This window comes from Comamonas sp. F1-6 (assembly GCF_039581415.1).
In the GTDB taxonomy this organism is placed as follows: domain Bacteria; phylum Pseudomonadota; class Gammaproteobacteria; order Burkholderiales; family Burkholderiaceae_C; genus Comamonas; species Comamonas thiooxydans.
This window is the reverse complement of sequence record NZ_JBCPWN010000006.1, coordinates 228,732-240,251: the sequence shown is the minus strand read 5'-3', so window position 1 is coordinate 240,251 and position 11,520 is coordinate 228,732. Positions and strand designations below refer to the sequence as shown.

Here is an 11,520-nt window from a genome sequence, read left to right as displayed (position 1 = left end):
GAGACTTTTTCATGATCATTCCTTTGAATAGCGAGTTCCCAGACAACTGAGAGTGTGTGAGCGAGAGACCGATGCTGGTTCGCAAAGGCCAGTGTTAACCGTCAACAAGTTCTGGAGTGCTTTGTTACGTTCCAAAACTGCTTTCGGTGAGGGCAGTTTCAGAAAACGACGGAGAAACAGTAATACCCCATTCAAAGATATTTTTTGAAGAATTTAAAATGATGAAAAAAATGATTGATTTGTTGTGGCTTGTGGATGATGTGCTATTGAAAGAATAGTGCTTGTTGGAAAATTCTTACAATGCTAAAAAATGTAATCTATATTTCTTTTTATTTTATATGTCCATTGTTTCAAAAATAAAGGGTTTACATCTATTTTTGTGATTAGATTGAGTTAATACCTTGTATTCAAGTATTAATTTGTAAAAATTTAAACCTTATTTTTCTTTATTTGTTTTTTGTGGATTTTCAATGGGATGAATTCTATTTTTTCGCGAGATTCCCAAGAAATCGACTCATCAAATGGAGTGTCACATGTATCTATCCGACGCATTTATGAGCTCACGGTTTGATGATGCAGGCAGTGCAGAAGTCACATCTACTGTCTTTGGGCGCATGTGGCCGTCCGACATGAAGGGTCAGCAGAACCAGCCGGTGCGAGTCTTTCTGGTTGACGAAGACAGCCATGTCAGGAATGTGATCTCGCAGGAGCTCATGCGTGACCCGCGCACTCTTCTGGTTGGGCAGGCCTCCAGTTACAGAGAGGCTCGTAAGAACATCTTTTTGCAAGAGTTCGATGTGCTCCTCATTGACCTGTCTCTTGGTGAAGGCCAAGGAACCGAGTTGCTGGAATCGATCCAGCTAAAGAGGCCTGACGTGCTGAGCATTGCAATTTCTGCAAGTGAAAACGACGACGCGGCCATGAATGCTCTTAAAAGAGGCGCTGTTGGGTACCTAGTGAAGAACTCATGGTTTGGAAGCTACTCGCAAGCTGTGCTGGAAGTTGCGAATGGTGGAGCCGCTATATCTCCAGTAGTGGCGAAGAAAATCATTCCAAAAATATTCAAGGCCAATTTTCATGAGGAAAGTATCTTCAAACACAAGAGCTTTGAGTCTCTGACTGAAAGAGAAGTGGAAATATTAAAATTGATAGCCCAAGGAAAAAGCTCTCTCGAGGTTGCGTCCTACTTGCAAATAAGCCCTTTGACTGTGTCAACGCATATAAAAAATATTTACGGAAAAATGCAAGTAAGAACCAGGGCACAAGCCGTCAGATGTGCAATATTGATGGGAATTATTTGAATACTGTTGTTAACTGTGTTCTAGGTCTTAAATGTAAAAATACTCTGTCTGAAATCTCATATTGAAATGATATTTGAGTCTGAAATATTTTTTGCAGGTTTCTTGATAGAGAAATTTCTTTCATGAGGTGGAAGGAGCTTTTACCTGGTCACTTTCAAGCATGTGGTCCTTGTTGGACAAAGCTTGCGTGCTGCTTTCACATGGCTGCGATCCAGCAGCTTTGACGCTTCATCGATGTCATGGATGGGTCGGCCGCGAAGTTGCGCATGTCGCACATAGGAATGGCGCGGATTCGTTTGCCAGCCTCTTCATTGCCGGTGACAAGAATGAGGTTGCCCTGTTGCAATAGCTGTTCGAGACATTCAACGAGTGGGCGGGACGGGAGATCGTGAGGCGGCCTCCTTATGAAGTAAATCTGAGCTGACCACTGCACTCTATTCGGCGGCACTAGGAGGGGGAGTCAATGAATGGGGATACCACTCCGAAATGACCGATGCTGCATGCGCATGTGCTGATCGCCAGAGGTCGCTCTGGCTGGAGCCAGGATGGTCTGGTAGTTCGATGTGTCTATCAGCCGCCCGAATAGCGAACCAGATGCCATGGTCCCAGTCTTGGTCTCGTCGCTGCTTCTTGAGGGCAGGTGCAGTAATCACGATCACTCTCTTATTGCCCGCTCTTGCATAGCCGATCTCAACCAGCGTTCCAAAAGCCTCCAGGTCTTCGAGATAGGCGACAACAACGTCGGCCCGTGAGATGCCTTGAAGAGCTCCGCGATAGGCTGCGCTTTGTGGGTTGGAGGGAGAGTAAGAGTTCGCGCCATGCATGTATCCATGGCTGCCATTTCTCGCTTTCCACGGGCCTGAATACATGAACCTCGTACGAGTTCCGTGAAATAGCATTTCTTCCGGCGGCGCGATCAGCACATCGGTATCTGAATTCTCGATCCCTAGATCACCAAGTGCCTTGGATCTGGATACGTCGAAGATTCGCCAACAGGAAAACTCTCTGCCCGGGTTCTCATTGTCTAAAGCTGCCCCCATTTTTCCCGCCATGTAGACGACAGGTAGAACCAGGTTTGCTTGGCGAATTGCTTTGCTCGCCTGCAGCCAGCTTTCGACATCCGTTTCAAACCAGCCAATGGCTCTGTTGCTCATCGGTGTGGGATGAGGAAACTTGTCCTTGCGCAACAGCTTGTAGAGCATCGATCTTGATAACCCAGTCCGTGTCAGAACCTCATCCATAGGGATGACATTCTTTGTGAAGCGTGACGTGCTATCCGTAGACATATGGTTTCTTGAGCTCGTGTGCTGGGTGGATGAGCTGGCGTTAATTAATGCAATAAGTATTAAGTTCTGATAGCTATGTCCAATGTAGGAGTGGCTCTGACATTGTTGTCGAATACGAACGATTTGTATTCCGTGCGTATTTTGATCTACTTTTACCCTTCGGAGGGACATGACGTTCCCGCCGCGCCTGCCTGCTTCGTGGGTGCAAATTACGAGCTGGTCGGCATATCGCGAACCTGCGCTAATGCACGGGATACACGGTATTTGGGTGATTTTTTTGCATGCGGGAAATTACGAGGCGTGCGGGATGCCAGGTCGACTGACGCCTTGTTGGCTGGGGCTTGAGGTCCGCGCCTCTGCCCAAAGCGAGAGCTGCCATCTCGCCATGCAAGCGGGAGGACACAGGCATGCTTTCGGATGTCGTCGCATGGTTTTTGCGCTAATCGTTTTTTTGAGATGCGCCAAATCGCAAATTGCGAGGGGACCATTGCGGCAAAGAAAAAAGCCGTTAAGTCTTTGAGACTTAACGGCTTTTTGTATATGGTGCCCGGGGCCGGAATCGAACCGGCACGCCTTGCGGCGGGGGATTTTGAGTCCCCTGCGTCTACCAATTTCACCACCCGGGCTTCGCTTAGCGCAGACGCGAATTATGGCACAGTATTGGACATGAAAACTTATTCGACCATCGAACATGCTATCGGTCACACGCCGCTGGTGGCATTGCAACGCATCGGCGCGGATGCAAACCGTGAACGTGCAAACGTAGTGCTGGGCAAGCTCGAAGGCAACAACCCGGCTGGCTCCGTCAAGGACCGGCCTGCGCTGTCCATGATCCAGCGTGCTGAAGAGCGCGGCGAGATCAAGCCGGGCGACGCACTGATCGAGGCAACGTCGGGCAACACCGGCATTGCCTTGGCCATGGCTGCAGCCATCAAGGGCTATCGCATGATTCTGATCATGCCCGAGGACCTGTCCATCGAACGCGCACAGACCATGAAGGCTTACGGCGCCGAACTGATTCTGACGCCCAAGAGCGGCGGCATGGAATATGCGCGCGATCTGGCCGACCAGATGGTGGCCCAGGGCAAGGGTGTGCTGCTGGATCAGTTTGCCAACCCCGACAATCCCAGGGCCCACTATGAAACCACAGGGCCGGAACTGTGGGAGCAGACCGGTGGTGAGATCACCCACTTTGTGAGTGCCATGGGTACTACCGGCACCATTACCGGCGTGGCCAGGTTCCTCAAGGAAAAGAACCCGAACATCAAGATCATCGGCGCTCAGCCTTCCGAGGGATCGCGCATTCCTGGCATCCGCAAGTGGCCCGAGGAGTATCTGCCCAAGATCTATGACGCTTCGCTGGTTGACGAGCTGGTCTATGTGACGCAGGACGATGCCGAAGACATGGCCCGCCGCATGGCGCGCGAAGAGGGCATCTTCGCGGGCATCTCGGCCGCCGGGGCACTGTGGGTGGCCCAGGAAATTGCCAAACGCGAGCAGAACGCCACCATCGTGTTTGTGGTGTGCGACCGTGGCGATCGCTACCTCTCTACAGGCGTGTTTCCGGCATGAGCAATGTCTTTTGCGTGATAGCGCAAAAGACAATCAAAGCTCCAAATGACAGTCAGCGCTTATCCATCAAGCGCTGAGTGCTACCAATATCAAGAATACGGAGAGCTTCATGGCTTATGAAGTCCGCTTTTGTTCCAACTGCGCGACTGAGCTGCAATGGATTGTGGCCAGCGAGGACAGCGGCGAGGTGCAGCGTCTGCGTTGCCCGAGTTGCGGGTTCACGCATTGGGGCAATCCCACGCCGGTGCTGGCGGCTGTGGTGGAGGGTGATGACGGCCGGGTGCTGCTGGCGCGCAATGCGCTGTGGCAAGAGGGCGTTTTCGGCCTGATTACGGGCTTTATGGAAGCCGGTGAATCGCCAGAAGCCGGTATCTGTCGCGAGGTTCTCGAAGAGACGGGGCTGCGCGTGAAGGCACTGCGTCTGCTGTGCTGCTCGGAGTTTCTGCGCATGAATCAGGTGCTGATTGCCTACCATGTGCGCGTGCAGGGCCGACCTGAGGATGTGAAGCTCTCGCCCGAGCTGCTGGAATACCGCTGGCAGACGGCCCAGGAGTCGCTGTGCTGGCCTGCAGGCACGGGCTACGCTCTGGCAGAGTGGATCAAGCAAAAAGGCTTCGAGCCGCGCTTTGGCGCTTTCCGTCCCGGCCAGAATCCGGAGCCTGATCCCGCCAAATGGCCTGTGCGACGCTGGGCTGAGGACACTCGCTTTACGGTGGCACCGGCTCTGGATTGAGCAAAGACCGCGCTGGCACTGCCAGCGCCTGGTTTTTCTACAATCGGCGCTGACGAGGAATCCACCCCATGCAAGTAGATCAAGAAGTTGACACCCGCGGCCTGAACTGTCCGCTGCCCATTCTCAAGGCCAAGAAGGCGCTGGCTGCCATGCAAAGCGGTCAGCTGCTCAAGGTCGTGGCCACGGATACCGGCTCGATACGGGACTTCCAGGCATTTGCCAAGCAGACCGGCAATGAACTGGTCGAGCAGCAGACGGTCGGTGATGAATTCATCCATATCCTGCGTCGGCGCTGAGCGCTAAATCGGCCTGAGAGCATTGGACGGACAAAAGGCCTGCAAGTGCAGGCCTTTTGTCATCAGAGCGGCTTTGGCCGATCTTGCTTACAGGCTCAAGTTCTTGAGGTATTCGCGAAAGCTGTCGCCCACATCGGGGTGCTGCAGCGCCAGCTCCACCGTGGCTTCCAGAAAGCCTTCCTTGCTGCCACAGTCATAGCGCTTGCCAGCATACTGGAAGGCATAGACGGCTTCATGAGCCATCAGTCGTTCGATGGCATCGGTCAGCTGGATCTCGCCACCCACACCCTTTGGCTGGTTGCGGATCTCGTCGAAGATGGCGGGTGTCAGTACGTAGCGGCCCGCCACACCCATGCGCGATGGCGCTTTCTCGGGAGCGGGCTTCTCCACGATCTCGTCGATGCGCATCAGTGGGCCGCCTGCGGGCTCGCCCTTTACGATGCCGTAGCGCTTGGTGTGCTCGAGCGGAACTTCCTGAACGGCCAGCAGAGAGCGGCCCTGCTTCTGGAAAGCGGCCGTCATCTGCGCCATCACGCCGGGGCCGCCATTCTCTCCTGTCATCAGGTCGTCGGCCAGGATGACGGCAAAGGGTTCATTGCCGACCAGGGGTTGCGCGCACAGAACGGCATGGCCCAGGCCCAGGGAGCGGGGCTGGCGCACGAACAGGCAGTTCATATCGGCAGGGCTGACGCTGCGCACCAGGTCCAGCATGGCCTGCTTGCCGGCATTCTCCAGCTCGTTCTCGAGTTCGTACGAAGTGTCGAAATGGTCTTCAATGGCCCGCTTGCTGCGGCCGGTGACAAAGACCATGTCGCGGATGCCTGCCTCGTACGCCTCTTCCACGGCGTACTGGATCAGCGGCTTGTCCACCACAGGCAGCATTTCCTTGGGTGAAGCCTTGGTGGCGGGCAGAAAACGGGTGCCCAGGCCTGCAACTGGGAACACGGCTTTGCGGACGCGGGTTTGATTGCTCATGTGCTTGTCTTTTCTGGATGGAAAAAAGGCGCAGTTGCCTGCGCCTTGTTTTGGAGAGAGTTTAGCGGGGTTTAGCCCAGACGAGCGAGCTGCTCGTTGATGCGTGTCAGTGTCGCGCCGAAGTCGGCCAGGCGCTTGCGCTCCTGTTCCAGCACTGCGGCAGGAGCCTTGGCGCAGAAGGCCTCGTTGCTCAGCTTGCCGTTGGCCTTGACGATCTCGCCTTCGAGGCGCTTGGCTTCCTTGGACAGGCGGGCCTTCTCGGCTGCAACGTCGATTTCGACAAACAAAGCCATGCGGATGTCGCCCAGGACGTTGACCGGAGCAGTCTGTGCGGCGGTGGCCCATGCGGCTTCGTCATCGAACACCTTGACTTCGCTGAGCTTGGCCAGGTTCTTGAGCACGTCGGCATTGGCGCGCATAAATGCCGAGTCCTCGGCATTGCCGGCCACGGTGAGCAACGGCAGGCGTTGAGCGGGCGACACGCCCATCTCGCCACGCAGCGCGCGGCAGGCATCCACCATCTGCTTGATGCGGCCCACGTAGGCGATAGAGGCTTCGTCGATCTTCTCCGGCTGTGCTTCGGGGTAGCGTGCCACGGCGATGGACTCGCCCTTGAGTCCGGCCACGGGGGCGACCTGCTGCCACAGCTCTTCGGTCACGAACGGGATGATGGGGTGGGCCAAGCGCAGAATCGCCTCCAGCGTACGGATCAGCGTGCGGCGCGTGGCGCGCTGCTGGGCCTCGTTGCCGGTCTGGATCTGCACCTTGGCGATTTCCAGATACCAGTCGCAGAACTCGTTCCAGACAAAGTCGTAAATGGCATTGGCCACGTTGTCGAGGCGGAACTCGGCAAAGCCCTTGGCCACTTCTGCCTCGACCTTTTGCAGCTGCGAGCTGATCCAGCGGTCGGGCTGGCTGAAGTGCATATAGCCGGCGAACTCGCCGCCCGGTTGGCACTGCTCCTTGGTGTGGGGTGCCAGGCCGCAGTCATGGCCTTCGCAGTTCATCAGCACAAAGCGCGAAGCATTCCAGAGCTTGTTGCAGAAGTTGCGGTAGCCCTCGCAGCGCTTGCTGTCGAAGTTGATGCTGCGGCCCAGCGATGCCAGGGCCGCAAAGGTGAAGCGCAGTGCGTCCGCTCCGTAGGCGGGGATGCCTTCGGGGAATTCCTTTTGAGTGTTCTTGCGCACCTGAGGAGCGGTCTCTGGCTTGCGCAGGCCGGTGGTGCGCTTTTCCAGCAGCGGCTCCAGCGAGATGCCGTCGATCAGATCCACGGGGTCCAGCACATTGCCTTCGGACTTGCTCATCTTCTTGCCTTGCGCATCGCGCACCAGGCCGTGGATGTAGACATGCTTGAACGGCACGCGACCTGTGAAGTGCGTGGTCATCATGATCATGCGGGCGACCCAGAAGAAAATGATGTCGTAGCCCGTCACCAGTACCGAGGAGGGCAGGTAGAGGTTGAAGTCGTCATCGGCCGCGTGGCCCTGATCGGGCCAGCCCATGGTGCTGAAAGGCACCATGGCGGAGGAGTACCAGGTGTCCAGCACGTCGGCATCGCGGGTCAGCTTCTTGCCAGGGGAAACCTTGTCAGCTTGTGCCTGGGCTTCGGCTTCGTTCTTGGCAACGTAGATATTGCCTTCTTCGTCATACCAGGCAGGAATCTGGTGGCCCCACCACAGCTGGCGCGAGATGCACCAGTCCTGGATGTTGTTCATCCACTGGTTGTAAGTGTTGACCCAGTTCTCGGGCACAAACTGAACTTCACCGGAAGCGACGGCGTCGATGGCCTTCTGGGCGATGGACTTGCCGCTCGGGTCCTGGTCGCTGACCTTGCTCATGGCGATGAACCACTGGTCGGTCAGCATGGGTTCGATCACCTGGCCGGTACGGTCGCAGATGGGCACCATCAGCTTGTGCTTCTTGATCTCGACCATCAGGCCCAGCTCTTCCAGGTCGGCCACGATGGCCTTGCGGGCCACGAAGCGGTCCATGCCGCGGTATTTTTCAGGCGCTTCGTCGTTGATCTTGGCGGTCAGCGTCAGCACGCAGATCATGGGCAGCTTGTGGCGCTGGCCCACCTGATAGTCGTTCTGATCGTGCGCAGGCGTGACTTTCACCACGCCGGTGCCGAACTCGCGGTCCACATATTCGTCGGCGATGATGGGGATCTGGCGGCCCACCAGGGGCAGCGTCACAGTCTGGCCGATCAGGGCACGATAGCGCTCGTCTTCGGGGTGGACCATCACGGCCACGTCGCCCAGCATGGTTTCGGGGCGGGTGGTTGCGACCACCAGATTGCCTTCGCCGCTGGTCAGCGGGTAGGCGATGTGCCAGAGCGAACCATCCTTTTCCTGGTTCTCGACTTCCAGGTCTGAGACTGCCGACTGCAGCACCGGATCCCAGTTCACCAGGCGCTTGCCGCGGTAGATCAGGCCTTGCTGGTACAGCTTCACAAAGGTCTCGGTCACCACCTTGGACAGCTTGTCGTCCATGGTGAAGTATTCGCGGCTCCAGTCCACGGTGTCGCCCATGCGGCGCATCTGGGTGGTGATGGTGTCGCCGGACTTTTCCTTCCACTCCCAGACCTTTTTGGTGAACTCGTCGCGGCCCAGGTCATAGCGGCTCACGCCCTGAGTCTGCAACTGGCGCTCCACCACGATCTGGGTAGCGATGCCTGCATGGTCGGTTCCGGGAATCCAGGCCGTGTTGTAGCCCTTCATGCGGTGGTAGCGTGTCAGCGAGTCCATGATGGTCTGGTTGAACGCATGACCCATGTGCAGCGTACCTGTCACATTGGGTGGGGGCAACTGGATGGAGAAGTTGTTGCCTGCAGCGGTAGCTTCGGTACCGGGCTTGCCTGTGCCGCGATAGCCGGCATTGCCGTAGCCGCGCTTTTCCCACTCAGGGCCCCAATGGGCTTCGATGGAGGCAGGTTCAAAAGACTTGGAGAGGCTGTCGAGGCCGGGCTGTTGAATGGTGTCGCTCATGGCTGCGGTACAAGAACTCTGGAAATGAAAACGGCATCCTGAAAAGGGATGCCGTCTGCATGAAAGATAAGGACGGATTGCCAATGATTTTAGCGATCCGATCCGGTGATGAGCGCGGTAGGTCTTATTTCGCCCTCTTGCGCTTATTTATCAAGCGCTTGTAGCTATTGAATTAGAGAGACTTCGCTTGATGTACCACGCCAGAGACGTCGAGCAAGGCCTGGGCGGCCCCAACCGCCCCGCAGCGAGGGCGTCGTGTCCCCCTTGGGGGAAGCGGCGTAGCCGCTCAGGGGGTGTTACTTACCAGGAACAAACTCCGGCCGGTCGTTGTTCTGCGGCTTGAGGGGAGCGCTGGACTTGCCCTCGGCACGTTCCTTGCGCCACTGCTCCTTGCGGGCCGTCCACTCGTCCAGGCGTGCATGGGCGGTCTTGCTTTCCTTGAGCATCTGCAGCTCGTCGGCCAGCTGGGCCGTCAGCTCCAGGCGGATGCCGTTGGGGTCGAAGAAATAAATGCTCTTGAAGATGTGGTGATCGGTCACGCCCAGCACTTCCACGCCGCAGGCCTGCAGGCGGGCCTTGGTGTTTTCCAGCTCCTGCACGGAGTCCACGCGGAAGGAGATGTGATTGATCCAGATCGGAGTGTTGGGTGAGGGCAGGGCCGCTTCGTCGTCGCCAATGTCGAAGAAGGCGATGAAGGAGCCGTCCTTGAGGCGGAAGAAGAAATGGGTGTAGGGGCAGTACTCGCCCGTGGAGGGGACGTAGTCGCTCTGGATGATGTGGTAGAGCGGCAGGCCGAGGATGTCCTCGTAGAAGTGACGAGTCTCTTCTGCATCCTTGGCCTTGTAGGCGTAGTGGTGCAACTGCTGCACGGCTGCAGGTGCGGGCAGCTGGCTCATGTCTGCACGCCGGGGCTGGGAGTAAACCGGGGTAGGGGCGGCTTGGCTCATGCGATGTCTCCTTCAATTGTGTGAGTGAGATTATTCTACTATTCGTAATCAATTAACCTAAAGTAAATTTTTTAATGAAAGGGATTTGTGTCTGAAGCAGGCTGCAGACGCAAAAAAGCCCGGACCGCTTGCACGGGCCGGGCCAAAGAGAGAGCCCGCAAGGGGCTTCACTCGAGAGTCTTTGCGGACCTGGATTACTGCTTCACGGCTTCGATCTGCATGACCAGGCGCACTTGCTTGGAGAAGCCATAGGGGATGCCGTAGTCCACGCCCCACTGGGTACGGTCGATGGATGCTTCAAAGTCGCCGCCGCAGACTTCACGCTTTTGCAGCATGGGGCTTTCGTAGCAGGTGAACTTGTTGGCCTTGAGGGTAACGGGGGCGGTCTTGCCCTTGAGCGTCAGATGGCCGCTTACTTCCTTGAGCTTGTCGCCGTCGAAGACAAATTTGTCGGAGACAAACTTGGCGCTGGGGAATTTCTCGACGTCAAAGATGTCGGCGCTTTGCAGATGCTTGTTAAAAGCGGCGGTGCCGGAGTTCACCGATGTCATGTCCAGCTCGACATCGACCTTGCCGGTCTTGCCTGCCTTGTCGAACTGCACGTTGCCGCTCTTCTTGTCGAAGCGGGCACGGTTGGTGGAGGCGCCAAAGTGATCGATCTCGAAAGTCGCAAACGTGTGTGTGGGGTCGATGGCGTAAGTGGCTGGTGCCGCCTGGACAGCGGTGGCAAACAGGGACGCAGCGGCCAGAGCGAACAGAGTGGAACGCATGGTGAATACTCCTTCAGGGATTGGAACTATCAAAACATGAGCTTTCAGCGCTTGCCTATCAAGCGCTGGAGCCGAGAAACGCTTAGAGCTTGCCGACGCCAGTCAGAGCCAGCTTGAATTGCACATTGACCTCGTCGGCCACCATGGAGGTGTCCTTCCAGTCGCCATCGCCGATCTTGAAGTTCAGACGCTTGAGCGCCAGCGTGCCGGCGGCCGTGGTGGTGGCGCCGGACTGGGTCAGCGTCACGGGCAGGCTCACCTTTTGTGCATTGCCCTTGATGGTCAGCGTGCCGTCCACCTGGAACTTGCCACCGCCCAGAGCCTTGACGGCACTGGAGTCAAAAGTGGCCTGAGGGAATTTGGCAACGTTGAACCAGTCTGCCTTGGGCAGTTCGGCATCGGTTTCCTTGGCGCCCATGGTGGCGCTGCCGGTATCGACCGTGAAATGGATCTTGCTGCTCTCGGGCTTGGCGGCGTCGAAGGCAATCTGGGCGTCGAACTTCTTGAAGTGGCCCTTGAGCGGCACGCCCATCTGCTTGGCTTCAAAGTTGACGGCGCTCTGTGCGGGCACCAGGGCTTGAGCGGCCTGTGCGGTGTTGCCCAGGAAAGCGGCTGCAATCAGTGCAGAGGAAAAAAGGACTTTCATCAAAAAC

General features: G+C 56.7%; 10 protein-coding genes and 1 tRNA gene. 4 read left to right on the top strand and 7 right to left on the bottom strand.

The genetic code is table 11. From position 1 onward, the window contains the following. The first annotated feature begins 533 nt into the window (after window positions 1–533). Window positions 534–1,301, top strand: coding sequence for a response regulator transcription factor (locus AAIL66_RS09100; protein ID WP_034352905.1), 768 nt, complete (start codon window positions 534–536; stop codon window positions 1,299–1,301). A gap of 434 nt (window positions 1,302–1,735) precedes the next feature. Here the strand turns inward: AAIL66_RS09100 and AAIL66_RS09095 are convergent, their stop codons facing one another. Together AAIL66_RS09095 and AAIL66_RS09090 are read right to left on the bottom strand one after the other, a co-directional pair. Then, window positions 1,736–2,587, bottom strand: a complete 852-nt coding sequence (locus tag AAIL66_RS09095; protein WP_034380410.1) for an AlpA family phage regulatory protein — start codon at window positions 2,585–2,587, stop codon at window positions 1,736–1,738. A gap of 541 nt (window positions 2,588–3,128) precedes the next feature. Further along, window positions 3,129–3,213: transfer RNA gene (locus tag AAIL66_RS09090), tRNA-Leu, on the bottom strand. Window positions 3,214–3,253: 40 nt separating this feature from the next. Here AAIL66_RS09090 and cysM point away from each other — a divergent pair. The 3 genes from cysM (at window position 3,254) to AAIL66_RS09075 (ending at window position 5,188) form a co-directional block, all read left to right on the top strand. Then, window positions 3,254–4,159: a cysteine synthase CysM gene (cysM, locus tag AAIL66_RS09085; protein ID WP_003069113.1), complete on the top strand. Its 906-nt coding sequence runs from the start codon at window positions 3,254–3,256 to the stop codon at window positions 4,157–4,159. Window positions 4,160–4,268: 109 nt separating this feature from the next. Further along, window positions 4,269–4,892: an NUDIX domain-containing protein gene (locus AAIL66_RS09080; protein ID WP_003069116.1), complete on the top strand. Its 624-nt coding sequence runs from the start codon at window positions 4,269–4,271 to the stop codon at window positions 4,890–4,892. A 68-nt stretch (window positions 4,893–4,960) separates the two neighbouring features. Beyond that, window positions 4,961–5,188 carry a sulfurtransferase TusA family protein gene (locus tag AAIL66_RS09075; RefSeq protein WP_034352897.1) on the top strand — a complete coding sequence of 76 codons (228 nt, stop codon included), beginning with the start codon at window positions 4,961–4,963 and terminating at the stop codon, window positions 5,186–5,188. Window positions 5,189–5,275: 87 nt separating this feature from the next. On the opposite strand, the gene galU is transcribed toward AAIL66_RS09075, so the two are convergent. The 5 genes from galU to AAIL66_RS09050 form a co-directional block, all read right to left on the bottom strand. Beyond that, on the bottom strand, window positions 5,276–6,163 hold the full coding sequence (gene galU / locus AAIL66_RS09070; RefSeq protein WP_034352895.1) for a UTP--glucose-1-phosphate uridylyltransferase GalU: 888 nt from the start codon (window positions 6,161–6,163) through the stop codon (window positions 5,276–5,278). A gap of 71 nt (window positions 6,164–6,234) precedes the next feature. Then, complete coding sequence (locus AAIL66_RS09065) at window positions 6,235–9,150, bottom strand: valine--tRNA ligase (protein ID WP_063664030.1); 2,916 nt, start codon at window positions 9,148–9,150, stop codon at window positions 6,235–6,237. Between the two features lie 296 nt (window positions 9,151–9,446). Beyond that, on the bottom strand, window positions 9,447–10,097 hold the full coding sequence (locus tag AAIL66_RS09060; RefSeq protein WP_003069123.1) for a VOC family protein: 651 nt from the start codon (window positions 10,095–10,097) through the stop codon (window positions 9,447–9,449). Between the two features lie 194 nt (window positions 10,098–10,291). Next, a complete protein-coding gene (locus AAIL66_RS09055) occupies window positions 10,292–10,867 on the bottom strand; it encodes a YceI family protein (RefSeq protein ID WP_034352888.1) in 576 nt (191 codons plus the stop codon). Window positions 10,868–10,949: 82 nt separating this feature from the next. Next, window positions 10,950–11,513, bottom strand: a complete 564-nt coding sequence (locus tag AAIL66_RS09050; RefSeq protein WP_003069127.1) for a YceI family protein — start codon at window positions 11,511–11,513, stop codon at window positions 10,950–10,952. Window positions 11,514–11,520 lie beyond the last annotated feature (7 nt).

Excerpts from the sequence above, each read along its gene's own strand:
- AAIL66_RS09100 (WP_034352905.1), top strand. The coding sequence starts at position 534 with ATGTATCTATCCGACGCATTTATGAGCTCACGGTTTGATGATGCAGGC.
- AAIL66_RS09095 (WP_034380410.1), bottom strand. The coding sequence starts at position 2,587 with ATGTCTACGGATAGCACGTCACGCTTCACAAAGAATGTCATCCCTATG.
- cysM (WP_003069113.1), top strand. The coding sequence starts at position 3,254 with ATGAAAACTTATTCGACCATCGAACATGCTATCGGTCACACGCCGCTG.
- AAIL66_RS09080 (WP_003069116.1), top strand. The coding sequence starts at position 4,269 with ATGGCTTATGAAGTCCGCTTTTGTTCCAACTGCGCGACTGAGCTGCAA.
- AAIL66_RS09075 (WP_034352897.1), top strand. The coding sequence starts at position 4,961 with ATGCAAGTAGATCAAGAAGTTGACACCCGCGGCCTGAACTGTCCGCTG.
- galU (WP_034352895.1), bottom strand. The coding sequence starts at position 6,163 with ATGAGCAATCAAACCCGCGTCCGCAAAGCCGTGTTCCCAGTTGCAGGC.
- AAIL66_RS09065 (WP_063664030.1), bottom strand. The coding sequence starts at position 9,150 with ATGAGCGACACCATTCAACAGCCCGGCCTCGACAGCCTCTCCAAGTCT.
- AAIL66_RS09060 (WP_003069123.1), bottom strand. The coding sequence starts at position 10,097 with ATGAGCCAAGCCGCCCCTACCCCGGTTTACTCCCAGCCCCGGCGTGCA.
- AAIL66_RS09055 (WP_034352888.1), bottom strand. The coding sequence starts at position 10,867 with ATGCGTTCCACTCTGTTCGCTCTGGCCGCTGCGTCCCTGTTTGCCACC.
- AAIL66_RS09050 (WP_003069127.1), bottom strand. The coding sequence starts at position 11,513 with ATGAAAGTCCTTTTTTCCTCTGCACTGATTGCAGCCGCTTTCCTGGGC.